Source organism: Pseudoduganella sp. jia 9, from assembly GCF_055502615.1.
On sequence record NZ_JBUPWE010000005.1, the window covers coordinates 109,379 to 133,906 of the forward strand.

Below are 24,528 nucleotides of genomic sequence, written 5' to 3' on the forward strand. Positions count from 1 at the left end.
CTATCTGTTGTAAAAAGCCAAAAACATTTATCGATATCTGGCGCTTTGAATGGTTCTGAGGTATTCCAAATCATCAAAAATGTATATGAATTCGATATACATTCCAAAGATGGCTTTATCTCCCTGCGATAAAAAAGCCGGAACGGATGGCGAATCCGTTCCGGCTTTTTATGACTTCTGGCACACGCTGAATTATTTCCCGCGCCCGGCATTGATCAGGTAATTCTGGATCGGCGCCTCGGCCACCGACGCCCACTGGTTCTGGTCCTGCCTGAACCTTTTCCACGGGTCGTAGATCTTGCGGAATTTGGCGTTCTTCGAGGCTTCCTCTTCCATCACGGCCACGGACGTCTTGTAGCAGGCATCCATCGCGTCGCGCGGATAGGTGCGCAGCTTGACGCCGTTCTTCAGCAGCCGGGCCAGCGCAGTGGGGTTCTTCACGTCGTATTCGGCCTGCATCGTCACGTGCGCTTCGTAGCTGGCCACTTCGACGGCGGCCTGGTAATCCTTCGGCAGCTTTTCCCATTCCTTGATGTTCACATAGAACGTGAACGACGCCGACGGCTCCCACCAGCCCGGCGCATAGTAGAACGGCGCCACCTTGAAGAAGCCCAGCTTTTCATCGTCGTACGGGCCGACCCACTCGGCCGCGTCGATCGTGCCCTTTTCCAGCGCCGGATAGATGTCGCCGCCGGCCAGCTGCTGCGGCACCACGCCCAGCCGTTCCAGCACCTTGCCGGCGAAACCGGCCACGCGCATCTTGGTGCCCTTCAGGTCAGCCACCGACTTGATCTCCTTGCGGAACCAGCCGCCCATCTGCGTGCCGGAATTCCCGCCGAGGAAATTGACGATGTTGTAGTCCTTGAAGAACGCCCGCATCAGTTCGCGGCCGCCGCCCTGGTCGTACCAGGCGGTATGCTGCCGCGACGTGAGGCCGAACGGCACCGCGCAGTCGAACGAAAAGGTGGAGTCCTTGCCGAAGTAGTAGTAGGAGGCGCTGTGGCCGCATTCGACGGTGCCGGCCTGCACCGCATCGAGCACCTGCAGGCCCGGCACGATTTCGCCGGCCGCGAACGAGCGGATGGTGAATTTGCCGTTGGTGAGCTGTGCGATGCGCTTGGTGAAGGTGTCCGAAGCGCCGAAGATGGTGTCCAGCGATTTGGGGAAGCTGGAGGCGAGGCGCCAGCTGATGGTGGGCTGGGACTGCGCCAGCGCGGGAGCGGCGATGATGCCCGCACCAGCGCCCGCGGCAGCCTTCGCAATGAAGCGTCGACGTTCCATACGGTCTCCTGAGATTTTTTGTAACGTAAGGAAAAACGGCTACTGCTCAGGACAGTGTAGGGAAACGCCGATGGCGTGGCAACTGTTCAGTTGCCGGCGACGACCATCTTCTCGATCAGGATGGAACCCGTCTGTTTGGTGCCACGGATCAGCACGTCGTTGCCGATGCCGACGATCTGGCGGAACATTTCCTTCATGTTGCCGGCGATGGTGATTTCCTCGACCGGGTACTGGATGATGCCGTTCTCGACCCAGAAGCCGGACGCTCCGCGCGAGTAATCGCCGGTCACGTAGTTGGTGCCCTGCCCCATCAGTTCGGTGACCAGCAGGCCGGTGCCCATCTTCTTCAGCATGCCGGCGAAATCGTCTTCCGGCTGCGTGAGGCTCGACGTGAGCGACAGGTTGTGCGAGCCGCCGGCATTGCCGGTGGTTTGCATGCCCAGCTTGCGGGCCGTGTAGGTGGACAGGAAATACCCCTGCAGCACGCCATCCTTGACGACGTCGCGGTACTGCGTGCGCACGCCTTCCTCGTCGAACGGCGCCGAACCGATGCCGCCCGGGACATGCGGATCTTCGCTGACCTGGATGTGATCCGGGAACACCTGCTGGCCCAGCGTATCGAGCAGGAAGGTGGACTTGCGGTACAGCGCGCCACCGGAGGTGGCTTGCACGAAGGCCCCCAGCAGGCCGGCGGCCAGCGGCGCCTCGAACAGCACCGGGCAGGTGCGCGTGGTGATCTGGCGTGCGTGCAGCCGGGCCAGCGCGCGTTCCGCGGCGTAGCGGCCGATCGCTTCCGGCGTGGCCAGTTTCTTCGGATCGCGCACCGAGCTGTACCAGTCGTCGCGCTGCATATGGGCGCCCTTGCCGGCGATCGGCGTGGCCGAGATCGTGTGGCGCGAATACGGATAGCCGCCGATGAAGCCGCGCGAATTGGCCGCCACGAAGTGCGACTGCTGCACGTGCACGCCGGCGCCTTCGCTGTTGGTCACGCGCGGATCGACGGCGAAGCCCGCGGCCTCGGCGCGCTGCGCCAGCACCACCGCTTCCTCGGTGCTGATCGGCCATGGATAGAACAGTTCCAGGTCGCGCGGTTCGCGCTCGAGCAGGTGTTCCTCGGCCAGGCCGGCCGCTTCGTCGTCCGCCGTGAAGCGGGCGATGTTGTAGGCCGCTTCCACGGTGGCCTGCAGCGATGCGGTGGAAAAGTCCGACGTCGAGGCATTGCCGCGCTTCTGGCCGACGAAGACGGTGATGCCGAGGCCCTTGTCCTTGTTCTGTTCGATCGTTTCGATCTTGCCCTTGCGCACCGACACCGACAGCCCGCTACCTTCGCTGATCTCGACGGCGGCATCGGTGCCGCCGGTCTTGCGCGCGTAATCCAGTACATCTCGCGCGATCTGTTTCAACTGGTCCTGGCTGTGGGTGAAATGCGATTCGCTCATAGGGTGCTTTTAGTAGGCTAATCTTTAAAACAGTTATCATAGCAGCCGTTTACCGTTTTTACAGGCGCGCCTGAAGTGGCGCGTTCTTCATCATGCCAAATGCAAACCGCGGGGCCGTCGGCTTCGATTCCTCCGAATTCCAGGAAAAATACGAGCGCCCTTCCAAGACCGAAATGAAACGCCACTCCGACGCGCTGCAAGCCCTGGGCCTCGAACTGGTGGAACAGCCGCGCGACCGCGTGAAGCGCGTGCCGATGCCGGAGGATGTCAAGGATGCCATCCTGGAATGCCAGAACATCAAGAACCACGAAGGCCGCCGCCGCCAGCTGCAGTTCGTCGGCAAGAAGATGCGCACGCTGACCGAAGAGGAAGTGGCCATCATCCAGCGCACGATCGAAGGCTGGAAAGGCGCGTCGAAAGCCGATACGGCCGCGCTGCATGCGCTGGAACGCCGCCGCGACAAGCTGCTGGCCGACGACCAGGCGCTGACCGCGCTGCTGGCCGAACACCAGGAACTGGATGCGCAGCACCTGCGCACGCTGATCCGCAATGCGCGCAAGGAGCAGGCCGAGAACAAGCCGCCGAAGGCGTACCGCGAGATCTTCCAGCTGCTCAAGGAACTCGATGCCAAGACGCGCGGCGCGGCCAAGGCGGCGGCCGATGCCGACGCCGAGGGCGAGGACGACGAAGATGACGAACGCGACGAATAACGACGCCATCGCGGAACCACGGGAACTGGTGATCGGCCTGGTGTCGGTCTCCGACCGCGCCAGCGGCGGCGTCTACCAGGACCTCGGCATTCCCGCGCTGGAAGACTGGCTGAAGAGCGCGATCACCACGCCGTTCCGCGTGGAGACGCGGCTGATCCCGGACGACCGCGCCACCATCGAGGCAACGCTGGCGGAGCTGGTCGATACGGTGAAATGCCACCTGGTGCTGACCACCGGCGGCACCGGCCCGGCCCGCCGCGACGTGACGCCCGAAGCCACGCAGGCCATCGGCACAAAGGAAATGCCGGGCTTCGGCGAGCAGATGCGGCAGATCAGCCTGCGTTTCGTGCCGACCGCGATCCTGTCGCGGCAGGTGGCCGTGATCCGCGAGACGGACGGGGTATCGCCACCGCATGCTGCGCTGGTGATGAACCTGCCCGGCCAGCCGAAGTCCATCAAGGAAACGCTGGAAGGACTGAAGGACGACGCCGGCCACCAGGTCGCCGCCGGCATCTTCGCCGCCGTGCCCTACTGCATCGACCTGATCGGCGGCCCGTATATCGAGACCGATGCCGCCGTGTGCAAGGCATTCCGGCCGAAGTCCGCGCTGCGCAATCCACCCGACAACAAGGCGGCCGCCACGCCACTGCAATGACGAGGAATCCATGATCGACGTCTTACCGAATATCGAAGTTTCCACCAACGACGCTCCGCAGGTTGCGATCATCTGGATGCACGGCCTGGGCGCGGACGGCAACGACTTCGTGCCGTTCGTGAAGGAGCTGAACCTGTCCGGCCTGCCCGGCATCCGCTTCATCTTCCCGCACGCGAACACCATGCCGGTGACGATCAACGGCGGCTACACGATGCGCGCGTGGTACGACATCATCCATACCGACCTGGGCCGCCAGGAAGACGAGAAAGGCCTGCGCGCATCGCAGCTGCAGGTGGAAGCGCTGATCGAGCGCGAGAAATCGCGCGGCATCCCGGCCAGCCGGATCATCCTCGGCGGCTTCTCGCAGGGCTGTGCGATGACGCTGCAGACCGGCCTGCGCTACAAGGAAAAACTGGGCGGGCTGTTGTGCCTGTCCGGCTACGTGCCGCTGGCCGACAAGGTGGCCGCCGAGCGCAGCGCCGCCAACCAGGACACGCCGATCTTCCTCGTCCACGGCCGGCTCGACCCGGTGATCCCGCTGGCCCGCGCCACCGCCTCGCGCGACCTGCTGCAATCGCTGGGCTATAACGTCGAGTGGCACGACTACTACATGCAGCACTCCGTCTGCCCGGAAGAAGTCAGCGACATCTCCGGCTGGCTGAACAAAATCCTGAAGTAAGGCAAAACTGGGGACGTACCCCTGTTTTGAGGCAACACCAGCGTCCCGAATCGTCACGTCGGCGCAAGACGCAAACAAACTGGGGACGTACCCCTGTTTCGAGGAAATACTTGCATGACGCACCGTCACGTTTGTGACTGCGTTCACGCAATTAACTTTCCGCTAAACAGGGGTACGTCCCCAGTTTTATTCGCTAAGGCAAGAGATAGATCAATACCAGGGTGTTTCCTGCGGGCTACTGTCGTGCGAACGATCAACCACGACGAGGACATCATGACCCAAATGATCCACCGGAACCTGCGCCGGACACCCCCGACCGCCGTGTGCGCGTTCGGCATGTACCTGCGCGACAGCAATGGCAATACCTATCTCGATGCGAGCGGCGGCGCGGCGGTGTCGTCGCTGGGCCACAGCCACCCGGACGTGCTGGCCGCGATGGGCGCGCAAATGAAATCGACGGCCTATGCCCACTCGGGCTTCTTCACCACCGACGTCGCCGAGGAACTGGCGCAGCGCCTGGCCACCGATGCGCCGGGCGACCTGAACAACGTTTACCTGGTCTCCGGCGGTTCCGAGGCCATCGAATCGGCGCTGAAGATGGCGCGCCAGTATTTCGTCGAGAACGGCGAACACGAGCGCCGCGTGTTCATCTCCCGCCAGCAGAGCTACCACGGCAATACGCTGGGCGCGCTGGCCCTGGGCGGCAACGAGGCACGCCGCAAGCAGTTCGAACCATTGCTGATGGACGTGGCGCGCGTCTCGCCGTGCTATGAATACCGGCACCGCCCGGCCGGGCAGGATGTCAACGAGTACACCGCCGGCCTGCTCGACGAACTGGAACGGAAAATCCTCGACGTGGGCCCGCACAACATCATCGGCTTCTGCGCCGAGCCCGTGGTTGGCGCCACGCTCGGCGCCGTGCCGCCGACGCCCGGCTACTTCAAGGGCGTGCGTGCGCTGTGCAACAAGTACGGCATGCTGTTCATCGCGGACGAAGTCATGTGCGGCATGGGCCGCACCGGCACCTTGTACGCGATCGAGCAGGATGGCGTGGTGCCCGACCTGGTCGCACTGGGCAAAGGCCTGGCCGCCGGCTACCAGCCGATCGGCGCGGTGCTGGCGCGTGACCATGTGGTGGAGCGGCTGCGCAGCGGCAGCGGCGTGTTCCAGCACGGGCATACGTACAACGCGCACCCGGTTGCGGCGGCCGCCGCGCTGGCGGTGCAAAAAGTGATCAGGCGCGATTGCCTGCTGGGCGCGGCCACGGTGCGCGGCACCACCCTGCGGCGCATGCTGCGCGACGCGTTCGGCGCCCATCCCCATGTCGGCGACATTCGCGGCCGCGGCCTGCTGGTGGGGCTGGAACTGGTGCAGGACCGCGAGAGCAAGCGCCCGTTCGACCCGGACCTGAAACTGTTTGCGGCGGTGAAGGAAAAGGCGATGGACTGCGGCCTGATGGTGTACCCGATGGGCGGCACCGCGGACGGCAGGCGTGGCGATCATATCCTGCTGGCGCCGCCGTTCATCGCCACCGAGGCGGACCTGGCGCAGATCGTCAACCGGCTGTCCGATGCGATGGGGCGGGCACTCGAGGCGATCCGGCCGGCTTGATGGTACGTGCCGGGACGGTATTTCCTGAAAAACAGGGTCCGTCCCTATTTTTAGAACTGCTGGAACCCGATCACGTCCTGCTGCTGCTCGCCCAGCCCGGCGATGCCAAGCCGAAGGAAATCGCCTTTCTTCAGGAAGCGCTTGCGCGCCATGCCCACGCCGGGCGGCGTGCCGGTGCAGATGATGTCGCCCGGTTCCAGCGTCATGAACTGCGACAGGTACGCGACGATCTGCGGCACCTTGAAGATCATCGTCGACGTGTTCCCGGTCTGCATGCGCTTGCCGTTCAATTCCAGGTACAGGTCGAGGTCGTTGACGTCCCACACTTCGTCGCGCGTGACGAGCCAGGGGCCGACCGGGCCGAACGTGTCGCAGCCCTTGCCCTTGTCCCACTGGCCGCCACGTTCGAGCTGGAATTCGCGCTCGGAAACGTCGTTGACCACGCAATAGCCGGCCACGTATTTCTCGGCATCGGCTTCGCTGACATGGCGCGCACGGGTGCCGATGACGACGCCCAGCTCCACTTCCCAGTCCGTCTTCTTCGACCCCTTGGGCAGCATCACCGGATCGTCCGCGCCGGACAGGCTGGTGACCGCCTTCATGAACACGATCGGTTCCTTCGGCACCGGCAGGTTCGATTCGGCCGCGTGGTCGGCGTAATTGAGGCCGATGCCGATGAACTTGCCCACCTTCCCCACCGGCACGCCGAAGCGCGGATTGCCGCGCACCAGGGGCAGTGTGTCATACGGGATTTTGGCGATCTTCTTCAGCACCTTGTCCGCCAGGTTGGCGCCGGCGAGGTCGCCGATCACGCCCGACAGGTCGCGCAGCCTGCCTTCTTCATCGATCAGGCCAGGCTTTTCCTTGCCGACGCGGCCATAACGAACCAGTTTCATTTTCTCTCCTGCTTGTGATGCGGCGGAAGCCTGGCAAAAGCCCGCTTCCGGTCAAAGCGGAGATTCTACAGGGTTCGCGGGAAGCGGCCTGCGCCGGCGCCAGAAGAACCGGGCGATGCCTGGCAACTGCAGCAGCACCAGCACGAAAAACGCGGCCTGGTAAGCAGCGGCAGGATAGTGCTGCGCGGCGTCCGGCTGCCACAGGCCGACGATCATGCCGAAGCCCGCCTGCACGGCGAACGCGCCCAGGAAGATCAGCAGGTTCAGGCACGTGGATGCGCGTCCCGTGAGCGATGGCGGCATGGCCTGCGCCACGATCGTGTATTCGATGCCGGTGATCGTGCCCACCAGCGCGAACAGCACGGACAACGTCGCAAATCCAGGGAAGCCAGCGGGCTGCCAGCCCAGCACGAAGCCGCACTGCACGGCGACGAACAGCGCCACGCCCACGCCGGCCACGGTGATCGGTTCGGCGCCGCGCCGGCCGGCCCATTCGACCACCATGCCGACGGCGAGCGCGCCGGCGATCACGGCGCCCATGCCGATCGACAGCAGCCATGCCACGTCCTGTTCGGAGTAGTGCCCCACATCCGCCAGCCAGCGCCCGATCCACAGTCCCTGGATGCCGAAGAACACCGCGTGCGGCACCAGCACCAGTGACGCCGTTTCGCGGAACGCCGGGTGGCGCAACACCTCGGCGATGACCGCCACGCCGAACGGCTGCCTTGGCGCGGCCGCCTGCGTGGGCGCCACCAGCAGGATCAGCAGCGCCACCGCCACGCAGCACAGCGCCAGCAGCACGAACAGCACGCGCCAGTCGGCGTGTTGCAGGAAAAGGCCAACCGGCAGCGCGGACGATGCCGCGCCCAGGCCGCCCGCGGCGATCAGGCAGCCCTGCACCGACGGCATCCTGGCCGGCGGCACCCACGTGGAGATCGCCTTCACGGCCGCCATGAAGCAGCCGGCCAGGCCGAGGCCCATCACCGTGCGCGCAACGAGCAACTGCACGAAGCCGGTGCCGAACGCGAAAGCGAACGTGCCCGCTGCCGCCAGCAGCAGCATCGGCACCTGTACCGCGCGCGGGCCGAATCGGTCCAGCGCGATGCCGACCGGCAGCTGGGCCAGCGCGAATGCCAGGAAGTAGGCACTGGTGAGCAGCCCCAGGTCGCCCGGCGTCAGCGCCGCCGCATCCACCAGTTGCGGCGCCAGCACCGCGTTTACGGTGCGCAGCAGGCAAGACAGGTAATGCCCCAGCGCATAGGGCAGCAGCACGAGGCACAGCAAGGCCGGGCCGGAGAGCTGGCCCGGCCGTGCCCTGCGCCCGCCGGAGACGAAGCCGGCCAGCGATGCCGGTGCCGGTACGGCCGCTGCTGCCGTTGCCGGTACCGATGCCGGTGCGGGCGCCGGTGCGGATGCGGATGCCGATGCCGATGCCGATGCATCCATGCTCAGGCGGCGTTGCCCTGCGATGTGCACGAGCGCGCGCTGGTGATCGGAATGACCTTGCGCTGCTGCGGCAGGTGCAACGCTGGCGCGTCGTCGGTCTCGAAGAAGAATTTCTCCTTGCCGAAGGCGGGCTTCAGGTGGTCGAGCCAGGTCGCGTTCTCGTCGTATTTCGCGAAGAACGGCTTCCTCACCCAATCCGGGTTGCGGGCCTGCAGGAACTGCAGCGCGAACAGCTTCTCGCCATTGATCGTGACCACGCCATCGATCGCGACCTTACCGGGGAAGGCGCTCATCGACGGGCCGCGCACCGTGCGCGCCAGGCCGGACACCATCTGGTAAGCCTGCTGGAAGATTTCGTGCGCGCGCGCCAGCGGCAGCTGGAAGTACTCGCTCGGGCCGGTGTCGCGCTCGACGAACATGTAGTACGGGATCGCGCCCAGGCGCACGCCGGTGCTCCACAGTTCGGCCCAGCTGTGCGGATCTTCGTTGATGTGGCGGATCAGCGGGCCCTGCATGCGCAGCGTGGCGCCGGTGCCGACGATGCGCTTGACGGCCTTCTGCGCGATGTCCTGGCGCAGTTCGACGGCGTGGTTGTAGTGGCCCATGATCGCCAGGTTCTTGCCGCTTGCCACCACCTTCTCGAACAGGCGCAGCAGGTCGTCGGCATCCTTGTCGGTGACGAAGCGCTGCGGCCAATACGCCACGGACTTGGTGCCGATGCGGATGTTCTGGATATGCGCCAGTTCCGGCCCCAGCAGGGGTTCGATGAACTCGGCCAGCGAACGGGTATTCATGATCATCGGGTCGCCGCCGGTGATCAGCACGTCCGTCACTTCCGGATGGGTCTTCAGGTAGGAAACCAGTTCCGTGGTTTCCCTCGCATCGAATTTCATGTCGTCCATGCCGACGAACTGCGGCCAGCGGAAGCAGAACGTGCAGTAGGCGTGGCAGGTCTGGCCGGCGCTGGGGAAGAACAGCACCGTTTCCTTGTACTTGTGCTGCAGGCCTTTCAGCACGTGATCGTTCACGCGCGGCACGTTGTGCGTCATCTGGCCGGCCGGGTGCGGATTCATGCGCATGCGGATCTTGTGCACCATCGCGGCGATCGCCGCATCGTCCTGCTTCACCATTACCAGGTCGCGCAACTGGCGGTACTCATCCACCGGCAGCATGTCGCGGTGCGGGAACACCAGGCGGTAAATGGGATCGTCCGGCACGTTGCGCCAGTCGATCAGGTTCTCCAGCACGTATTCGTTGGTGCGGAAAGGCAACACGTGCGATATCACCTGCACGGCTTCCTGCTGGTCCGGCGGCAGCCATTGCCACTGGCGGGCCTGGCGAATGCTCTGGCAGGTGTACGGCTTGAATTTCTGCGGGGCGAAGTCGACGGTCATTTTAGTTTGCTCCTGAAAAAGGAATGCTCATCGTAGGCACCTGCCACGGCAGCGTGTTGCCAAACATCAATACCCACGTGGAAATTTTGCGTCGGTCTTCTTTACACCTTGCGCTAGCGCAATTTCCCACCGGCAGCACCGGAGCACAATGATTTGACCTTAACCAACCACGGGAGCTCCTCATGAAACAAGTACTGATCCGCAGCATGGCCTGCCTTGCCATTGCCAGTATCGGCGCCGCCGCATTGGCCGCCCAGCCGGCCCAGCCCACCGAAAAGGATGCGATCGCCATGGCCGAGCGCGGCGCCGCGTTCATGAAGGCAAACGGCAAGGAAGCACTGATGAAGAAGCTGGCCGTCAAGGATCCGGAATTCGTGCAGGGCGAGCTGTACGTGGACATGCGCGACATCAACACCGGCATCGTGATCGCGCACCCGATCAACCCGTCGATCGTGGGCAAGAACCTGACCGACGTGCCGGATGCCAGCGGCAAGGTGTACCGCCGCGAGATCATCGAGCTGGCCGCAAAGCAGGGCAAGGGCTGGGTCGACTATATGTACAAGAACCCGGTCAGCGGCAAGATCGAACCGAAGACCACGTACATCCTGCGCGTTGGCGACGTGGTGCTGGAAGCCGGCATCTACAGGAAATAACCCCCGTCACGCATCGCCACGCGTCGCTCGACAATTCACTCATCCATCATCCCTGGCGGGAGCAGTCATGCTGAACAAATTACGAATCGGTCCCAAACTGTTGCTGGCACCCAGCGTCGTGCTGGTCTTGCTGGTCGCCATCACGGCTTGCGCCTGGGTCGGCATGGTGCGTCAGAACGCATCGCTGGAAAACCTGGTGCAGGTGCACGCGGCGCGGCTGAAGGCCACGGCCGACATCGCGGGCGAAGCGAGGTTCGCCCATGCCAACATTTATCAATTGCTGGCGTGGGTCAACGGCAGCTTCGCGAAGACCCGGCTGGACGAGCTCACCAACCGGATCCATACCCGCCACCGCAGCATCGAACAGCAACTGGTGCAGCTGGCGCGGGTGTCGGACCAGGAAGAGCGCAAGCTGGTCGACACGTCCAGCCAGGCGCTGATCGCCTACCGCAAGGGCGTGCTGGAAACCATCGAGATGGCGCAGATGGACCAGTCGATCGCCACCAATTCGATGCAGAAGGCGGAGCGCCAGTTCGTGCTGCTCGAGCAGGACCTGCAGCGGCTTTCGGCGCGGGAGCAGGCGCTGTCGGCCGCGGCACACGCCGAGGCCAAGGCCGAGTTCCGCCAGCTGGGCATCGCCATGGCGGGCTTGTGCGTACTGTCGGTAGCGCTGTCATTGCTGGTCTCGATGCTGGTGCGTGCGGCGCTGCTGCGCGATATCCGCTCGATCGCCGACGTGGTGCGCAGCCTGGCCGCGGGCCGGCTGACGTCGGCGAAGCCGAATGACGGCCGCGACGAAATCGCCGAAACGGCCCGGGTGCTGGACCAGAGCATCGCCAACCTGAACCAGACACTGCGCACCATCCGCGGCGCGGTGCAGTCGATCGACACTGCTTCGCATGAGATCGCGGTGGGCAACCTGGACCTGTCCAGCCGTACCGAGCGCCAGGCCGGCTCGCTGGAAGAAACCGCCAGCGCGATGGCCAGCCTGACGAAGGCCGTGCGCCAGAACGCCGACAATGCCCGCGAGGCATGCCGGCTGGCGGCTACCGCCACGACGATGGCGGAAAAAGGCGGCAACGCCGTGTCCGAGGCCGTGACGACGATGGAATCGATCCGCGCCAGCTCGCGCAAGATCGTGGAAATCACCGGCGTGATCGACAGCATCTCGTTCCAGACCAATATCCTGGCGCTGAACGCGGCCGTGGAAGCGGCCCGGGCCGGCGAGCAGGGCCGCGGCTTCGCCGTGGTGGCCAGCGAGGTGCGCACGCTGGCGGCGCGCTCGGCCGCCGCCGCCCGGGAAATCAAGGAACTGATCGCCCAGTCGGTGGCCACGATCGACGATGGCGCCGCCTCCGTCAGCCTGGCGGGCCGCAGCATGGGCGACATCGTGTCGTCGGTGCAGCAGGTCGATCACATCATCGGCCGCATCAGCGCGGCCAGCGCGGAACAGGCGCAGGGCATCTCCGAAGTGAACCAGGCGGTCGGCCAGATCGACGACGTCACGCAACAGAACGCGGCCCTCGTCGAACAGGCCGCCGCCGCGGCCGAAAGCCTGCAGGAGCAGGCCGTGAGCCTGTCGCGCGCGGTGAACGTGTTCGAACTGGACGCCCTGGCCGAGCAGCCGGTCCATGCGCTGCACCATGCCGGCGCCGCCCACGGCGGCGAACGCCGCGCGGGGGACAGCGCGATGCGCGGACTGCGGCTGGGCGCGCCGGCCCATGACGGCGGCCGCGCCCAGCGCTGTGGCTGATTGCCTCGGCCGGTCAGTGTGCCTCGGCCGGTCGGTGGCCCATCAGCGGCCGGCCCGGCGGGTCACGGCCGGAACGGCTTGCTCAGGTAGGGCGAACGGGCCACGCCGAAGCGCCAGGGCGTTTCCATCGCCTTCGAGATGCCGATGCGGGGGCCGGCCGCCACCGTCAACTCCATGGCCGCGGCGTCACGCGGCAGCAGCTGGAACGGCGGCAGCGCCAGCGGCTTGCCGTTGTGCTCGCGCGTGATGCCCAGTGCCTGGCAAACCCGCCCCGGGCCCGAGCACAGCAGCCGCGGGTCCGTCAGGCTGCGGCGCACCGCCATCACATCCAGCCCGTGCAACGGTTCGATAGCGCGGATCAGCACGCCGGCACCGTGGCCTTCCTCGCGGCACACGAAGTTCAGGCACCAGTGGATGCCGTACGAGCGGTACACGTAGGCATGCGCGGGCGGGCCGAACATCGCGGCATTGCGTTCGGTGGGGCCGTTATACGTGTGCGAAGCGGGATCTTCGCGGTCGTAGGCCTCGGTTTCAACGATGCGGCCGCCCACGCCATCCACCAGCACCGTCACCCCGATCAGCAGCCGTGCCACCTCGTGCGATGGTGCGCTGAAGTCGATTCCTGCAAGAAAAGTCGTCATCCACGGATTGTAGCGCCGCCGCGCGCGGCCCAGCGCCGGGCTTGGCACCATTGCCTTTCCGGTAAACAATCTGTCTGTTTCGCTATCGAAACGGCGCGGATCGGCAACATCGGCCCCTCGTTCGTAACAAAAAAGAAGGTAAAGTGATATTGCCTTACCGAAACAAGCGATAATGGCGCGTTCGACGTTCCTCCTCACAACCATGACCACCGCCACCGCCCATGCCAGGGAAGCCACTGTAGAAGACGCGCTGCTGCGTTCGATCCGCATTCCGCCGCGGCCGAGCCTGCTGGTGGACCTGCAGGCCGAGCTGGCCGAGGACGACCCGTCGCCGCGCCGCATTGCCCGCATCATCGGCAACGACGTGGGCATGTCGGGCGCGCTGCTGAAACTGGCCAACTCGCCATTCTTCGGCGCGGCCCGCAAGGCCAAGTCGGTCGAACAGGCGATCAATTTCCTGGGTCTCAACCAGTGCGCGGCATTGCTGACGGGCCTGCTGGCGCGCCAGGCGATCGATGGCGGCAGCAATGCGTTGAACCAGTTCTGGGACACCAGCGCGCGGCGTGCCGAGTCGCTGGTATTCATCGCCCGCCGGCTGCGCATCGCCCCGCCGGACATTGCCCATACCTTCGGCCTGTTCTGCGACATCGGCGTGCCGCTGCTGATGGACCGCTTCGCCGATTACGCCGACACGCTGGCGATCGCCGGACAAGACACGCTGCGCCGTTTCACCGAAGTGGAAGATGCGCGCCACAGCACCAACCACGCCGCCATCGGCTGCCTGCTGGCCCGCAACTGGGGGTTGTCGCCGGACGTTTCCTGGGCGATCCTGCACCATCACGACTACGCGGTGCTGGACGACGACGCCACCGACGACGCGATCCGCTCCCTGGTGGCCGCCTCGGTGCTGGCTGAACGGGGCATTGCGCGCTACCATGGCAACCGCGATTCGCTGGAGTGGGAAAAAGGCGGTGAACCGGCCTGCCGCCACCTGGGCCTGGATGCCGAGGAAATGGAAGACCTGCTCGAGGAATTGCACGACACTTTCCACATCGATCACTGACGATGCCCTTCCGGGCCTCGAAACCCATGCCCAAGAATAAAAAGCCCGTTCCCCGCAAGTCCGCCATCCCCGCAGAAGAAAAAGAAGAAGTGCAGATCGCGGCACTGTGCGCGCTGGCGCTCGAGCTGGCAGAACAGGAGGACAGCGACACGCTCGGCGATGCGCTGCACCAGAAGGAAGCCGATTTCAACCGCCTGCTGCGGCGCTACCTGAACGGCAACCACGACGACGTGCTGTACGGCGCCATCGACCAGGCCAGCCACGAGGATATCGGCGCCTGGCGGCTGCTGCGCACCGCCGTCGAGGAAGCGGCGGCTTCGCTGCAGATCCGGCGCGAAAATGCGCCCGCGCTGGAAATCGATGTCTTTGCGATTCCCGTGTTCGTCGGCAGCACCGGCGGCCTCGTCGAGGCGGAGGGCTTCCAGGACGACGCGGCCTACGACGCGCTGCTCGAAAGCATGAAGAGCGCGGGCCTGGAAAGCCCCAGGGCCAAACTCGTGCTGGTGCGCCATGCGTACGATGCGGCCGAGGCCAGCCGCATTACCTACAGCCAGCTGCATGCGATGGCGCGCGAAGCGTCCGCCGTGCTGGGCAACAGGAAAGTCGCCGAGGCGCCGGCCCTGGAGCGCAGCATCACCGGCTGGACCGGCACCGCGTTCGGCCCGGACGATGCGGCGGTGGAGCTGCGCTTCCTGGTCGGCTTCTCGCAAAAGCACGCCGACGACCCGTTCTACGCGGTGCCGGAAGACGAAGAACGCGCCGAAGCATGGTTCGACGCGCGAACGGAACGCTTCCGCCGCTGGACCGAGGATGCCGCGCCCCTGGTGCGGCGCCTGTTCGCGCCGGCCGGCCGCGCCCTGCAACTGAACTTCCTGTACCAGGACCTGTTCTTCGGCGCCCGCGAGCAGGGCCTGGCGGAACAGGCGATGCTGGCGCTGATGGCCACGCTGGGCGCGGCGCTCGACGGGCATGCCGGTCCGGTCCGGGCCGTCGTCGGCCCGGACGACGTGCAAGGCGACATGGTGCTGCGCGTGCAGCTGCTTGGCGGCGACACGTTGCTCGCCACGGGCGAGCGGCCGCTTGCACTGGGCAGCGACCTGGCGGTGGAAGTGGACGACGTGCGCGACGCCCTGGCCACGCTCGGCATCGACGACGTGGCGGTGGCCGCGCGTTTCGATGCGCAGGGCAATCCAGTCGGCCAGCGCACGCTCTAGGGAGCGCTGGGGGCACGTTTCCACTTCGGCTACACTGCACGCTTCATGTGCCGACCGAAATAAGGAAACGATGTCCCGCCCCACCCTTACGCATACCAGCGCCCTCGCACTCTCCCTGTTCCTGGCCTTCGGCACCGCCCAGGCTGCCGGGCTGGCCGTCCACGACGACGAACCCGCTAAAAAGGAAGCCACAAGCGACCTGCGCGAGCGCTACACGAAGTACGAATTCCGCATTCCGATGCGCGATGGCGTCAAGCTGTTCACCGTGGTCTACGTGCCGAAGGACACCGGCCGCAGCTACCCGTTCCTGATGCAGCGCACGCCCTACAGCGCGGGCGTATACGCGGACGAGCAGCTGCGCTATGGCGTGGACTTCATGCCGAAGCATATCGGCCCGTCGAAGGAATTCGAGGACAGCGGCTACATCTTCGTCAAGCAGGATGTGCGGGGCCGTTTCATGTCGGAAGGCAAATGGCAGGAAATGACGCCGCACGTGAACGCGCAGCGCGTCGCCGGCGAAGGCAACGAATCGCAGGACATGCACGACACCGTGGAATGGCTGCTGAAGAACGTGCCGAACAATAATGGCAAGGTCGGCATCCTGGGGATCAGCTACCCCGGCTTTTACACGTCGGCCAGCATCATCGATTCGCACCCTGCCATCAAGGCCGCGTCGCCGCAGGCGCCGGTGACCGACCTGTACATGGGCGACGACGCCTACCACGGCGGCGCCTTCATGCTGGCCGCCAACTTCGACTTCTATGCCGCGTTCACCGAGGAACCGAACCCGACGCCGCTGCCGAAAACGTGGAGCGACTTCGACTACGGCGTGCCGGACGGCTACGATTACTTCCTGCAGCGGCTGACGCTGGCGAACATCGCGTCGAGCCTGTCGGACAAGCAGCAAAAGCTGTTCATGCCGATGATCGAGCACACCGCCTACGACGATTTCTGGAAGAGCCGCAATATCGCGCCGCACCTGAAGAACGTGAAGGCAGCCGTGCTGACGGTGGGCGGCTGGTACGACGCGGAAGACCTGCAGGGACCGTTCACCACCTACCACGCCATCAAGAAATACAACCCCGCCACCTTCAACGGCCTGGTGGTGGGCCCGTGGGTGCACGGCGGCTGGGCCGGCGGCGATGGCAAGAGCCTGGGCCGGGTGCAGTTCGATGCCAATACGGGCGACTACTTCCGCAAGCAGATCCAGTATCCGTTCTTCGAGCAGCACCTGAAGGGCAACAAGCCCGGCAAGCCGATCGCCGAGGTCACGGCATTTGAAACGGGCACCAATGTGTGGCGCCAGTACACCGCGTGGCCGCCGCAAGGGGCCAAGCCGCGCATCCTGTACTTCGGCGCAAACGGCGGGCTGGGCTGGCAGAAACCCGCCACGGCGGCCGACCGCGACAGCGGCTACGACGAATACGTGAGCGATCCCAAAAAGCCGGTGCCGTTCGTCGGCTACCCGGCCACCGGCGTGCCGAAGGAATACATGGTGTCCGACCAGCGCTTTGCCGCCACCCGTCCGGACGTGCTCGTCTACCAGACCGAACCGCTGGACGAGGACGTGACGATCGCCGGGCCGGTGACGCCGAAGCTGTTCGTCTCCACCAGCGGCACGGACGCCGACTGGGTGGTAAAGCTGATCGACGTCTACCCGAACGAGTATCCGTCCGGCGACGAGGAACGCGGGCGCGGCAAGGACGTGTCCGCACCGAAGCCGACGATGGCCGGCTACCAGCAACTGGTGCGCGGCAACCCGCTGCGTGGCAAGTTCCGCAATGGCTTCGAGCGGGCCGAAGCCTTCGTGCCGGGCAAGGTCGAAGCAGTGAATTTCCACCTGGGCGACGTGCATCACACCTTCCGCCGCGGGCACCGCATCATGGTGCAGGTGCAAAGTTCGTGGTTCCCGCTGATCGACCTGAATCCGCAGACGTTTACGGAGATCCCGCACGCCAAGCCGGAGGATTTCAGGAAGGCCACGCAGCGCGTGTACCACGCGCCGGAAACCCCTTCGGGCCTGCAGCTGCTGGTGCTGCCGTCCCGCTGACCACGCGTCTTTGACAAGCGAAACGGCGGGGAGGATACTGGCCCGATAGGAGGGTGCCATGTCCAGTTCCTCGCCTGTTTCCTTGCTTGTTTCCCTGCCGTTTTCGCTGCCCCCGCCCCTGTCCCTGCGGTGGCCCCTGCCCCTGCCCGTGCTCCGGGCCGCGCGGCTGGCATTGGCCCTGCTCCTGGCCTTCGCGCTGGCCGCACTGGGCGGCTGCGCCACGGCGCCGGCCCCGCAGGCGCCGCCCGGCGACCTGTTTGCCGATCACCTGTTCGCCCCCGCCAACGCCACGCTGAACGAAGCCGAGATCTTCGCGCTGACGCCGGCCATGCAGATCTATACACGCGAGGTGCAGCGCCACCGCCGCGGCCGGGAAATCCGGCGCGCGCTGTTCGAAGCGCTGTATCAGCGCGACGGCCTGCAGCTGGAATACGATTCCGCGATGACGCGCACGGCGGCGCAGGCCTTCGAGGCACGCCAGGGCAATTGCCTGTCGCTGGTGATCATGACGGCGGCGCTGGCAAACGAGCTGAACATCCCGGTCGTGTTCCAGGACGTTCCCGTCGAGGATACCTGGAGCCGCAGCGGCGACCTGTATTTCAACAGCGGCCACGTCAACCTGAAACTGGGCCGGATATTCCGCGACACGATGAACACCTACGACAGTGCCAGCTACATGGTCGTCGACTTCCAGCCGCCACCCGACGGCCGCATGAAGGAGGGCAATGTCATCGGCCGCCACACGGTGGTGGCGATGTTCATGAACAACCGCGCCGCCGAGGCGCTGGCGCGCGAGCGCTTCGACGATGCCTACTGGTGGGCGCGCCAGGCGATCGCCGCCGACCCGGCGCTGCTGTACGCGTACAACACGCTGGCCGTGGTGTACCGCCGCCACGGCGATGCGGCGCTGGCCGAGCGCACGCTGCGCTGGGCGCTGGAGCGCGAGCCGAAGAGCACGATGGTGTTGAACAACCTGGCACAGCTGCTCGACGCCGAAGGCCGCAAGGACGAAGCGGGCGTGCTGCGCGAACGGCTGGCGCGGCTGCAGCCGGTGGCGCCGTTCCATTACTTCAACCTGGGTCGCACCGCGATGACCATGGGCGACTGGAAACGCGCCCGCACGCTGTTCGAACGCGAATTGCAGCGCGACCCGGATTACCATGAATTCCATGCCTGGCTGGCCGCCGCCCTGCGGCAGCTGGGCGATCACCGCCGTGCCGACGAGCACATCAAACGGGCCCGCGACACCAGCACGACGCGCAACGATCACGCACTGTACGCGGCCAAGCTGGACCGTCTGCGCGCTCAGGCGGCACAACTGCCGCCGCATTAAAAAAGTTCAGTCTCCAGGCAAACCCCATAGCCGAAACGCAACAGAATGCGCGACGCCCGGCCCCGTTTGGCAGTAGACTGGGCTCATGAGTACATCACGAAAAGTCGCCGCCGCCGTAGGCGTGGTCGGTTTCCTTTGGGCGGGCATGATTTCCGCGATCGCGGCCGGCCAACGCAAGCTGCTGTTCAATCCCACGCTGGTGCGCGAAGTGCAAAGCCCGCGCAGCAGCGCGCACCGCACGCGCGCCGTGGTGCTGCGCGCGAACGACGGCACGCGCCTGGCGGGCTGGCTGATGACGCCGAACACGCCGGGGCCGCATCCGGCCGTGGTGTATTTCGGCGGCCGCTCGGAAGAAGTGTCGTGGGTGGTGCGCGATGCGGGCAACCTGTTTCCCGGCATGGCCGTGCTGGCGATGAACTACCGCGGCTACGGCGATTCGCGCGGCGAACCGGGCGAGGAACACATGGTCGAGGATGGCTGCATGCTGTTCGACTGGCTGTGCAGCCGCCGCAACGTCGACCGGCAGCGCGTGGCCGTGGTCGGCCGCAGCCTCGGTTCCGGCGTGGCGGTGCAGGTCGCGAAGGAGCGTCCGGCGCATTCGGTGGTGCTGATCACGCCTTACGACTCGATCCTGGCACTGGCCCAGCGCCGTTTCCGCGGCGTGCCCGTCAGCTACCTGCTGCGCCACCGCTTCGAATCGATCAAGTATGCATCGCTGCTGTCCGCCCCCACCTACGTGCTGCGCGCGGCGAGCGACGACGTGGTGCCGCACATGCACACCGATGTGCTGGTCTCGAAACTGTTACGCGTGCACATGGATGAAACGATTCCGGAATCGGATCACATGAACATTCCCTACCTGCCGGCCACCCAGCAGAAGATCGCGCAGTTCCTGACCACGCAGTTCACGCTCACCCCGCCGGTGCAGCCGGAGCCGGAGCCACAGGCGCAGCCGGAGCTGAAGCAACAGACGCAGCCGGACGATACGCCAACGGTGGCGTAGTCCGGCAGGAAGTTACTTGCGGAAGTATTCGGTTTGCCGGTGCGAGGTTATCGGTCGGACCGGCAGGCGATCTGGTCGCCATTGGCATGAAATATTCAGCCCAGGTGCCAGGCCTGCGCCGATTGGTACGTCCCTGAAGTCCGCTGAGGCGGGCCCGCAGGTGACGAACTGGTGATGCCGCTTGCTGTGCTGATGGCGTCGTGCTGATGCAGTCGTGCTGATGCAGTCGTGCTGATGCAGTCGCGCTGCTGAAATCGCGCTGTAAAGCGATCAGCGATCAGCGGTCAACGATCAACGGCGACGAGCCTGGTGCGTTGGCGCCGGGCCACGCTTTTCAATGTGACGGAACGTGATGCGACCCTTGTTCAGGTCGTAAGGCGACATTTCCAGCGTCACACGGTCACCCGCGATAATACGGATGTGGTTTTTCTTCATTTTGCCGGAGGTGTAGGCGATCAACTTGTGACCGTTGTCGAGATCGACGCGGAAACGCATTTCCGGCAGGATTTCCGTGACGAGACCGTTCATTTCGATGAGTTCTTCTTTAGCCATATTCCCTTTCGATGGTGCCCGCAGGCGCGGACGGATACTACAGTAATGGATGAGCAACAGTGAAGAGTGCGCTCGGTGGCAAGCGGGAAGTTACGCAGATGAGGGCGTAACGGGGAAAAAAAAGCCCGCTTGCTGCGGGCTTCGTTTCAATGTGCTGCCAATGCTTGTATCGCTGCTTCAGCCCACGCTATCTGCGTGGTGCGAAGCTCCGGGGCGCCCGTGCTATCTGCGCGGTGCGGCCGGTGTGTAAATCCGACAAAGTCTGGAACGACAACCCGGCAGGCGGTCTATGCGGTTTTTCAACCTCTCGCGTCACAGCTTTACACCTGCCTGTTCGCGCCGCCTGCTTCGGTCGATGCGAATAAACTCACCGACAAACAAAGTATAGCATAAGTCTTTGTGCGACGCACAAAATTATGCGAAGAAATTTTTAGTGCTTGTCGAATCGGCTGCGGCGGGGTCGCCGTCGAAGTCCGAACGATACATCCACATCACCCGCGCAATCGTGGGCGGCGACCTGAATTGCTGGTCGATCCCTGCTGGCGCATCGTCCAGGCATTCATAGTCCAGGCGTTCATAGCTTACCTGGTGCGACGCTGACCGCTTGTTTGAAGCACAATGCTTGTGTGCGATGTGCTGCCCGGGCTGTCCCCGCATGCCACCGCGTTCCCCTTCTGCGGAGGACATTGTGCCCATCAAAGAGATTGACAGCTACGAAGTCGAATTCACCGGCGAAGCGCTGGAGGGCACTGCGCAGTGGGGAGCATATGTCGTGATCACGGCCCCCTCCGCCAATCCGATGCACATGCATGTCATCGTCCCAAAGCGGCGCGTGTCGGCGGACCTGGTGTTGATGGACCAGGGTGCCGCCGAGGCCGAGGCGGAACGGGTCGCGATGACGATCCTGGAGGGATTGCGTTCCTAGCGGGCCACTGGCAGGGCCGCGGGACCTGACGCCCCACTTACTCACGAAAGACAAGCAAGGTAATGACAATCGAATTATTGCTGGCGGCAGCCAGGAGCTTTCTGTTCGTGCTGGTGACGATGCTGCCTATCCTCAACCCCGCCGCCACGGCGCCGATTTTCCTGAGCATGACCGAAGGTGCATCACCGGCGACGCGCACCCTGCTCGCGCGCCGTATCGCACGCAATATGTTCTGGCTGATGACAGGTTCGATGCTGATCGGTTCGTACGTGCTGGATTTCTTCGGCATTTCCTTGCCGATCGTCCGTGTCGGCGGCGGCCTGATCCTGGCTTCCGTCGCATGGCGCCTGCTCGGCGCGACACCTGCCATGCCAGACAGCCGGGCAGCCCTGGCGGAAGCTTTCACGCCGGACCACGCCCACCGCCAGGCTTTCTATCCACTGACCTTTCCGATCAGCTGTGGCCCGGCGTCGATCTCCGTGGCCATCACGGTAGGCGTTGCCCTGCACGACGTGAAGCTGGTGATCTCGCTGGCCCGCATGGGTGGTGCCCTGATGGCGCTGGCTGTCATCGGGGTACTGCTCTATCTTGCGTTTCGCTATGGGGAACATTTCCTGCGCCTGATCGGCGAAGCGGGGACCGCCGTTTTCCTGCGTCTTACCGCGTTCATCCTGCTGTGCCTTGGCGTGCAGATCGTATGGGATGGCGTGCGCGAGCTGCTGCTCGAGATTCCGCCTTACTCCACGGTCCGGACGACCGTTCAGGCCGCCTCTGACTTGACTGTGCATGGCTAATCCGAGGGCCGCGCTGCCAGCCCGTCATCGCTGCCGCCGTGCCCGTCAGCAGTTTGTCTTCAGCTGCTGCCAAGCCTGAAGCTTGTCATCGAAGGACATTGCCGCATGGGCGGGGGAACTGGACGGCAGGACCAGCGTCCGGTAGCCCTGCTCCGCAAATCGCGGCGCGAACTTTCCCGAAGCCTGGCCGTTGAAGCCAACCGTCGCCAGTTCAGGGCACAGGTGGCGCAGTCGCTCGAAGTCGTTGGCGGCCGGCTTGCGGATCGCGGAATCGAGGCTGCCTTCGCGCTCGCACGCGCCGAGCACATCCCACAGGCCGATGCGGTGCGCCAGGAGCCGCGGCAGCCGTTCGGCGTACGGCAAGGAAGCCAGGTCCTCGCCGACCAGCGCGGACACCAGCCGCCAGAAGCCGTTGCGCGGGTGCGCATAGTACTGCTGCGCCGCCAGCGATGCGGCGCCGGGAAAGCTGCCCAGTATCAGGATGCGGACGTGGGGATCGATCACCGGTGCGAGACCGGTCAGGAGCGTTTCGGATGCCATGCGCCGGATTATAGCGATGCCCGCCGTGGCTGCGCTGTGGTGTTCCGGCTTCGGTATGCGTCACAGCGGCGACACCAGCCGCAGGATGACCAGTTGCGACAACGCGCCCTCGGCGCACGTCGCGAGGAAGGCGGCCAGGGCGCCGATATAGCCCAGCAGCGTGATGACTTTCAGATGCAGCGTCCAGTTCATGATGGTGGTTCCTGGCCAGGTTGGTGTTCCATCGTAATTGCGCGTTTTGCAGCCTTATTGCCGTGTCGACTTCACTTGAGACGGCTCAAGTGGTACGGGCGTGACAGCAACATGCCGAAGCATAAGATGCTCTAGGGCAAGGACAGTCAAACACCCTATACTGGCGCAATGCCTACTCCCGTGCTTTTCGCTATCGCCTGCCTGATCTGGGGTTCCACGTTCTGGGCCATCACCCTGCAGCTCGGCGAGGTGCCGCCGGCCGTCTCTGTCGTGTATCGTTTTGCGCTGGCGTCGGCCGTGCTGTTCGCCTGGTGCAAGATGCGCGGCGACAGCCTGCGGCTTTCCTGGCGCGCGCAGCGCTGGACAATCGTGCAAGGCTGCGCCACGTTCGGCCTCAGCTACATCTGCACCTACACATCGGAGCAATATCTCGTCTCGGCGCTGGTCGCCGTGCTGTTTGCGCTGATGGTGTTCTGGAATCCGATCCTGAACCGCATGATCCTCGGCACGCCGCTGTCGTGGCGGACCTGGGCGGCGGGATCGGTTTCCGTGCTGGGCGTGATCCTGCTGTTCTGGCAGTCGATCGGCGGGGCCGTGCGCGAGATCCTGGCGGGCGGCGATGGCCATTTCCTGCTGGGACTGATCCTGGCGCTGGTTGCCACGGTCGCCAGTGCCGCCGGCAATGTGCTGGTGGTGAAAGTGCGCGAACACGATGACAACGTACTGCTGACGATGGCCTGGGGCATGCTGTGGGGCACGCTGCTGGTGGCGGCCTGGGTGGTGGCGACGGGCCAGCCCTTCGTGCTGCCGGCCACGGCCCGCTACTGGGGCGGGCTGCTGTACCTGTCGCTGTTCGGCTCCGTGATCGCGTTTGCCTGCTATTTCACGCTGATCCACCGGATCGGTTCCGGCAAGGCCGTGTACATCGGCGTCGTCACGCCGGTGATCTCGGTGCTGCTGTCGATCCGCCTCGAACATTTCCGCCCCGGCGTCGTCGAATGCCTAGGCATGCTGCTGTGCCTGGCCAGCGTGGCGTGGGCGCTGAAGGGGCCTGCCACGGCCCGTCCCCCGGCCCCGGCCGCCATCGAACCCGAACCCGCATTATTGAAGAAAGCCTCATGACCGCACTGCACATCCGCCCTGCCCGCCCCGCCGACGTGGCCCCGATCCTCGCGATGATCCGCGAACTGGCCGTATTCGAGAAACTGGAACACATGGTCATCGCCGACGAAGCGCTGCTGCACGATGCGCTGTTCGGCACGCGGCCGCCATGCGAGGCCATCGTGGGCGAAGCGCCGGGCGGCGACGTGGTCACCTTCGCGCTGTTCTTCCACAATTTTTCCACCTTCCTCGGCCGCAAGGGCCTGTACCTGGAAGACCTGTACGTCAAGCAAGATCGCCGCGGCCTCGGATACGGCAAGCGCATGCTGGCGGCGCTGGCGGCGCTGGCCGTCGAGCGCCAGTGCGGCCGCTTCGAATGGTCGGTGCTGGACTGGAACGCCAATGCGATCGCATTCTATGAAAAGATGGGCGCCGCCGTGCTGCCCGACTGGCGCATCTGCCGCGTCACCGGCGATGCGCTCACGGCGCTGGCGCAGCAAAGCTGAGGGACAGCTGAAGTACAGCTGAGGTACAGCTGAGGTACCGCTGAGATGCCGCCGAGATGCAACTGAGATGCGACCGACATAAAAAGAAGCCACGCGG

The 24,528-nt window shown here is 64.9% G+C and carries 24 protein-coding genes; 15 read left to right on the forward strand and 9 right to left on the reverse strand.

Features of this window, described 5'->3' with window-relative positions; translation table 11 throughout:
- Positions 1-192: 192 nt before the first annotated feature.
- Entirely contained in the window at positions 193-1,281 is a 1,089-nt protein-coding gene (locus tag ACY34H_RS06915) for a TRAP transporter substrate-binding protein (protein ID WP_464976753.1), read from the reverse strand.
- An 86-nt stretch (positions 1,282-1,367) separates the two neighbouring features.
- Positions 1,368-2,720 carry a metalloprotease PmbA gene (gene pmbA, locus ACY34H_RS06920; protein WP_464976754.1) on the reverse strand — a complete coding sequence of 451 codons (1,353 nt, stop codon included), beginning with the start codon at positions 2,718-2,720 and terminating at the stop codon, positions 1,368-1,370.
- A gap of 92 nt (positions 2,721-2,812) precedes the next feature.
- Here pmbA and yjgA point away from each other — a divergent pair, with 92 nt between their 5' ends.
- The 4 genes from yjgA to ACY34H_RS06940 all read left to right on the forward strand — a co-directional run bounded on the left by yjgA (position 2,813) and on the right by ACY34H_RS06940 (position 6,375).
- Complete coding sequence (gene yjgA, locus ACY34H_RS06925) at positions 2,813-3,430, forward strand: ribosome biogenesis factor YjgA (RefSeq protein ID WP_464976755.1); 618 nt, start codon at positions 2,813-2,815, stop codon at positions 3,428-3,430.
- On the forward strand, positions 3,411-4,085 hold the full coding sequence (gene mog / locus ACY34H_RS06930; protein ID WP_464976756.1) for a molybdopterin adenylyltransferase: 675 nt from the start codon (positions 3,411-3,413) through the stop codon (positions 4,083-4,085). Before yjgA ends, mog begins: the two co-directional genes overlap by 20 nt.
- A gap of 10 nt (positions 4,086-4,095) precedes the next feature.
- Positions 4,096-4,764 carry an alpha/beta hydrolase gene (locus tag ACY34H_RS06935; RefSeq protein ID WP_464976757.1) on the forward strand — a complete coding sequence of 223 codons (669 nt, stop codon included), beginning with the start codon at positions 4,096-4,098 and terminating at the stop codon, positions 4,762-4,764.
- A 273-nt stretch (positions 4,765-5,037) separates the two neighbouring features.
- Positions 5,038-6,375 carry an aspartate aminotransferase family protein gene (locus ACY34H_RS06940; protein WP_464976758.1) on the forward strand — a complete coding sequence of 446 codons (1,338 nt, stop codon included), beginning with the start codon at positions 5,038-5,040 and terminating at the stop codon, positions 6,373-6,375.
- A gap of 50 nt (positions 6,376-6,425) precedes the next feature.
- On the opposite strand, the gene ACY34H_RS06945 is transcribed toward ACY34H_RS06940, so the two are convergent.
- From ACY34H_RS06945 to ACY34H_RS06955, 3 genes are read right to left on the reverse strand one after another with little or no spacing between them, the layout of a single operon-like run.
- Positions 6,426-7,271, reverse strand: coding sequence for a fumarylacetoacetate hydrolase family protein (locus ACY34H_RS06945; protein WP_464976759.1), 846 nt, complete (start codon positions 7,269-7,271; stop codon positions 6,426-6,428).
- A 51-nt stretch (positions 7,272-7,322) separates the two neighbouring features.
- Positions 7,323-8,717 carry an MFS transporter gene (locus ACY34H_RS06950; protein WP_464976760.1) on the reverse strand — a complete coding sequence of 465 codons (1,395 nt, stop codon included), beginning with the start codon at positions 8,715-8,717 and terminating at the stop codon, positions 7,323-7,325.
- Positions 8,718-8,719: 2 nt separating this feature from the next.
- On the reverse strand, positions 8,720-10,111 hold the full coding sequence (locus ACY34H_RS06955; protein WP_464976761.1) for a KamA family radical SAM protein: 1,392 nt from the start codon (positions 10,109-10,111) through the stop codon (positions 8,720-8,722).
- Positions 10,112-10,293: 182 nt separating this feature from the next.
- Between ACY34H_RS06955 and ACY34H_RS06960 the strand changes: the two genes are divergently transcribed.
- The gene (locus ACY34H_RS06960) at positions 10,294-10,764 is read left to right on the forward strand and encodes a cache domain-containing protein (protein ID WP_464976762.1); all 471 of its coding nucleotides are present in this window, start codon (positions 10,294-10,296) and stop codon (positions 10,762-10,764) included.
- Between the two features lie 67 nt (positions 10,765-10,831).
- Positions 10,832-12,517: a methyl-accepting chemotaxis protein gene (locus ACY34H_RS06965; RefSeq protein ID WP_464976763.1), complete on the forward strand. Its 1,686-nt coding sequence runs from the start codon at positions 10,832-10,834 to the stop codon at positions 12,515-12,517.
- A 62-nt stretch (positions 12,518-12,579) separates the two neighbouring features.
- Here the strand turns inward: ACY34H_RS06965 and ACY34H_RS06970 are convergent, their stop codons facing one another.
- A complete protein-coding gene (locus ACY34H_RS06970) occupies positions 12,580-13,158 on the reverse strand; it encodes a DNA-3-methyladenine glycosylase (protein ID WP_464976972.1) in 579 nt (192 codons plus the stop codon).
- 202 nt (positions 13,159-13,360) lie between these two features.
- Here ACY34H_RS06970 and ACY34H_RS06975 point away from each other — a divergent pair, with 202 nt between their 5' ends.
- From ACY34H_RS06975 to ACY34H_RS06995, 5 genes are all read left to right on the forward strand, one after another.
- On the forward strand, positions 13,361-14,221 hold the full coding sequence (locus ACY34H_RS06975) for an HDOD domain-containing protein (protein WP_464976764.1): 861 nt from the start codon (positions 13,361-13,363) through the stop codon (positions 14,219-14,221).
- 26 nt (positions 14,222-14,247) lie between these two features.
- The gene (locus ACY34H_RS06980; protein WP_464976765.1) at positions 14,248-15,435 is read left to right on the forward strand and encodes a hypothetical protein; all 1,188 of its coding nucleotides are present in this window, start codon (positions 14,248-14,250) and stop codon (positions 15,433-15,435) included.
- A gap of 70 nt (positions 15,436-15,505) precedes the next feature.
- Positions 15,506-17,485 carry a CocE/NonD family hydrolase gene (locus tag ACY34H_RS06985; RefSeq protein WP_464976766.1) on the forward strand — a complete coding sequence of 660 codons (1,980 nt, stop codon included), beginning with the start codon at positions 15,506-15,508 and terminating at the stop codon, positions 17,483-17,485.
- A gap of 58 nt (positions 17,486-17,543) precedes the next feature.
- The gene (locus ACY34H_RS06990; protein ID WP_464976767.1) at positions 17,544-18,818 is read left to right on the forward strand and encodes a tetratricopeptide repeat protein; all 1,275 of its coding nucleotides are present in this window, start codon (positions 17,544-17,546) and stop codon (positions 18,816-18,818) included.
- Positions 18,819-18,903: 85 nt separating this feature from the next.
- Positions 18,904-19,821: an alpha/beta hydrolase gene (locus ACY34H_RS06995; protein ID WP_464976768.1), complete on the forward strand. Its 918-nt coding sequence runs from the start codon at positions 18,904-18,906 to the stop codon at positions 19,819-19,821.
- A 291-nt stretch (positions 19,822-20,112) separates the two neighbouring features.
- Here the strand turns inward: ACY34H_RS06995 and infA are convergent, their stop codons facing one another.
- A complete protein-coding gene (gene infA / locus ACY34H_RS07000; protein WP_131143826.1) occupies positions 20,113-20,373 on the reverse strand; it encodes a translation initiation factor IF-1 in 261 nt (86 codons plus the stop codon).
- Between the two features lie 688 nt (positions 20,374-21,061).
- Between infA and ACY34H_RS07005 the strand changes: the two genes are divergently transcribed.
- The gene (locus tag ACY34H_RS07005) at positions 21,062-21,298 is read left to right on the forward strand and encodes a hypothetical protein (protein WP_464976769.1); all 237 of its coding nucleotides are present in this window, start codon (positions 21,062-21,064) and stop codon (positions 21,296-21,298) included.
- A gap of 62 nt (positions 21,299-21,360) precedes the next feature.
- Positions 21,361-22,092, forward strand: a complete 732-nt coding sequence (locus ACY34H_RS07010; protein WP_464976770.1) for a MarC family protein — start codon at positions 21,361-21,363, stop codon at positions 22,090-22,092.
- 45 nt (positions 22,093-22,137) lie between these two features.
- Here ACY34H_RS07010 and ACY34H_RS07015 read toward each other — a convergent pair whose 3' ends face one another.
- Together ACY34H_RS07015 and ACY34H_RS07020 are read right to left on the reverse strand one after the other, a co-directional pair.
- Positions 22,138-22,632, reverse strand: coding sequence for a DNA-deoxyinosine glycosylase (locus tag ACY34H_RS07015; protein WP_464976771.1), 495 nt, complete (start codon positions 22,630-22,632; stop codon positions 22,138-22,140).
- Positions 22,633-22,692: 60 nt separating this feature from the next.
- Entirely contained in the window at positions 22,693-22,824 is a 132-nt protein-coding gene (locus ACY34H_RS07020; protein ID WP_464976772.1) for a hypothetical protein, read from the reverse strand.
- A gap of 168 nt (positions 22,825-22,992) precedes the next feature.
- Between ACY34H_RS07020 and ACY34H_RS07025 the strand changes: the two genes are divergently transcribed.
- Both ACY34H_RS07025 and ACY34H_RS07030 read left to right on the forward strand, forming a co-directional pair.
- Entirely contained in the window at positions 22,993-23,946 is a 954-nt protein-coding gene (locus ACY34H_RS07025) for a DMT family transporter (protein ID WP_464976773.1), read from the forward strand.
- Positions 23,943-24,431 carry an N-acetyltransferase family protein gene (locus ACY34H_RS07030; protein WP_464976774.1) on the forward strand — a complete coding sequence of 163 codons (489 nt, stop codon included), beginning with the start codon at positions 23,943-23,945 and terminating at the stop codon, positions 24,429-24,431. The genes ACY34H_RS07025 and ACY34H_RS07030 overlap by 4 nt, the downstream gene beginning before the upstream one ends.
- Positions 24,432-24,528: the final 97 nt, after the last annotated feature.

Excerpts from the sequence above, each read along its gene's own strand:
- ACY34H_RS06915 (WP_464976753.1), bottom strand. The coding sequence starts at position 1,281 with ATGGAACGTCGACGCTTCATTGCGAAGGCTGCCGCGGGCGCTGGTGCG.
- pmbA (WP_464976754.1), bottom strand. The coding sequence starts at position 2,720 with ATGAGCGAATCGCATTTCACCCACAGCCAGGACCAGTTGAAACAGATC.
- yjgA (WP_464976755.1), top strand. The coding sequence starts at position 2,813 with ATGCCAAATGCAAACCGCGGGGCCGTCGGCTTCGATTCCTCCGAATTC.
- mog (WP_464976756.1), top strand. The coding sequence starts at position 3,411 with ATGACGAACGCGACGAATAACGACGCCATCGCGGAACCACGGGAACTG.
- ACY34H_RS06935 (WP_464976757.1), top strand. The coding sequence starts at position 4,096 with ATGATCGACGTCTTACCGAATATCGAAGTTTCCACCAACGACGCTCCG.
- ACY34H_RS06940 (WP_464976758.1), top strand. The coding sequence starts at position 5,038 with ATGACCCAAATGATCCACCGGAACCTGCGCCGGACACCCCCGACCGCC.
- ACY34H_RS06945 (WP_464976759.1), bottom strand. The coding sequence starts at position 7,271 with ATGAAACTGGTTCGTTATGGCCGCGTCGGCAAGGAAAAGCCTGGCCTG.
- ACY34H_RS06950 (WP_464976760.1), bottom strand. The coding sequence starts at position 8,717 with ATGGATGCATCGGCATCGGCATCGGCATCCGCATCCGCACCGGCGCCC.
- ACY34H_RS06955 (WP_464976761.1), bottom strand. The coding sequence starts at position 10,111 with ATGACCGTCGACTTCGCCCCGCAGAAATTCAAGCCGTACACCTGCCAG.
- ACY34H_RS06960 (WP_464976762.1), top strand. The coding sequence starts at position 10,294 with ATGAAACAAGTACTGATCCGCAGCATGGCCTGCCTTGCCATTGCCAGT.
- ACY34H_RS06965 (WP_464976763.1), top strand. The coding sequence starts at position 10,832 with ATGCTGAACAAATTACGAATCGGTCCCAAACTGTTGCTGGCACCCAGC.
- ACY34H_RS06970 (WP_464976972.1), bottom strand. The coding sequence starts at position 13,158 with ATGACGACTTTTCTTGCAGGAATCGACTTCAGCGCACCATCGCACGAG.
- ACY34H_RS06975 (WP_464976764.1), top strand. The coding sequence starts at position 13,361 with ATGACCACCGCCACCGCCCATGCCAGGGAAGCCACTGTAGAAGACGCG.
- ACY34H_RS06980 (WP_464976765.1), top strand. The coding sequence starts at position 14,248 with ATGCCCAAGAATAAAAAGCCCGTTCCCCGCAAGTCCGCCATCCCCGCA.
- ACY34H_RS06985 (WP_464976766.1), top strand. The coding sequence starts at position 15,506 with ATGTCCCGCCCCACCCTTACGCATACCAGCGCCCTCGCACTCTCCCTG.
- ACY34H_RS06990 (WP_464976767.1), top strand. The coding sequence starts at position 17,544 with ATGTCCAGTTCCTCGCCTGTTTCCTTGCTTGTTTCCCTGCCGTTTTCG.
- ACY34H_RS06995 (WP_464976768.1), top strand. The coding sequence starts at position 18,904 with ATGAGTACATCACGAAAAGTCGCCGCCGCCGTAGGCGTGGTCGGTTTC.
- infA (WP_131143826.1), bottom strand. The coding sequence starts at position 20,373 with ATGGCTAAAGAAGAACTCATCGAAATGAACGGTCTCGTCACGGAAATC.
- ACY34H_RS07010 (WP_464976770.1), top strand. The coding sequence starts at position 21,361 with ATGACAATCGAATTATTGCTGGCGGCAGCCAGGAGCTTTCTGTTCGTG.
- ACY34H_RS07015 (WP_464976771.1), bottom strand. The coding sequence starts at position 22,632 with ATGGCATCCGAAACGCTCCTGACCGGTCTCGCACCGGTGATCGATCCC.
- ACY34H_RS07020 (WP_464976772.1), bottom strand. The coding sequence starts at position 22,824 with ATGAACTGGACGCTGCATCTGAAAGTCATCACGCTGCTGGGCTATATC.
- ACY34H_RS07025 (WP_464976773.1), top strand. The coding sequence starts at position 22,993 with ATGCCTACTCCCGTGCTTTTCGCTATCGCCTGCCTGATCTGGGGTTCC.
- ACY34H_RS07030 (WP_464976774.1), top strand. The coding sequence starts at position 23,943 with ATGACCGCACTGCACATCCGCCCTGCCCGCCCCGCCGACGTGGCCCCG.